Annotated in this window: 2 protein-coding genes and 1 pseudogene; all 3 read right to left on the bottom strand. The window is 61.1% G+C overall.

The features are described from left to right. Positions 1-659 (bottom strand): DUF3800 domain-containing protein (locus tag BGN95_RS06360; RefSeq protein ID WP_286772005.1); only part of this gene is annotated, 659 nt, incomplete at its 3' end. A 122-nt stretch (positions 660-781) separates the two neighbouring features. Further along, the gene (locus BGN95_RS06365; protein ID WP_018251244.1) at positions 782-1,060 is read right to left on the bottom strand and encodes a hypothetical protein; all 279 of its coding nucleotides are present in this window, start codon (positions 1,058-1,060) and stop codon (positions 782-784) included. Position 1,061: 1 nt separating this feature from the next. Continuing rightward, positions 1,062-1,420: pseudogene (locus BGN95_RS06370) on the bottom strand (caspase family protein); the annotation flags it as partial.

Consider the following 1,420-nt stretch of genomic DNA (forward strand, 5'->3'; position numbering starts at 1 on the left):
GCCCATTCGTCGGGGCGCGCCTGATAGGCGCCGACGCGGCCGACCAGACCACATAGCCAGTCGGCGCACTGGCATGTCTGGTAGCGTTCGCTCTCGACTTGGAAGGGCGGCTCGATGATGCGACGCCGGGGGGAGGGGCCACCATACATGGCTTGGCTCGCGCGAGTCAGGATGGCGTCGCGATCCTGATGCTCGTCCATGACGATGACCATATCGGCGTCGTTCTGATCGGCATATTGGTTGAGGCGCTTCATCGCCTCGCCCAGGACCGTGAGGTAAAGCGCCTGCGCCTTAAACTCCGCGACGGGGCGGTTCTTCTCGAGGCCAACGTAGAAGACATGCCCGCCGCTTGCGCGGATCTTGTTGAGGATGCGATTGGCCGCCGTGCGAACCTGCCGGTATTTCTCGACGTTCATGCTGGTGAAGAGGGCCGAGCCCTTCTTCTCCCATGTCGCGGGATGCTGGCCGCTTTGCCCGATCTCCCAAGCCAGCATGTTGCATTTGAGCTGGTAGAACCAGGTCGAGAATTGCCGCACGGATGAGTAGGGGAGGATCATGCCCCCGAGCCCGAAAACGGGACTGTCATTGTAGGCGGGATCGTCGCGCGCGACATACGGGCCGATGTGGCCAAACTCGTCGAGATAAGCGAAATACAGCATGCAGGTCCCCAGAATCGCGAAAGCCCACGCTAAGCGTGGGCCTCGGAATTGGGGCAGCCCGTGAGCCGCGTCCGTCAACAGATATGAGCGATGAGCCTGGTGTTGTCAAGAACGGACGCTGATTACTCCCCTGAGCGAAAGGCGTCCTCAATGATGGGCAGGTATCGCTCCACCTGCTCCTTGTCGCTCTCCTGCTCATCGGCGGGAAGATCGGCATAGTCGGTCGCAATCTGCTTTTCCCAGCGTTCGACAAGATCGGCGGGGATCAGCAACGAGCCGTCCTCCTGTTTGGTCGCCTTGCCGTGCATGTAGCGCTGCCAATGCGACCAGCGCTCATGTTCGATCGCGGCGAGGCGTTCGACCAAGGTCTTACGGGCGTCAGCGGCGAGAGGCTTTGCCATGTTAGATCAGCCCGCTTTCCACCAGACTTCGATAATGCTCGCCCAATACAGTCAGCTCGCAGGCTTTGCTGCCCATCGCTGCGTGCCACATATGCGGTGCATCGACGGGGCGCACGAGGTTGACCCTCACATACCGTTGGAGCACCGCGAATATCGCGGTTTTCTCCGGGTCCGGCGGTGGAATGGAGGGGTCGTTCTTCTGCTCCTCCGACCGCTCGGGCTCAAATGCCGGATCGAGAGGGAATTGGTAAGTGGCGGTCGGAAAATGCTTCGCCAGCGCCTGAAGATCGGTCAGCGCGATCGGGGGTGCCGCCTTGCGCAGCGACACGAAGGTTTTGACATTCGTCTTGAACACCGGGC

This window comes from Sphingomonas sp. 66-10 (assembly GCF_001897045.1).
In the GTDB taxonomy this organism is placed as follows: domain Bacteria; phylum Pseudomonadota; class Alphaproteobacteria; order Sphingomonadales; family Sphingomonadaceae; genus Sphingomonas; species Sphingomonas lycopersici.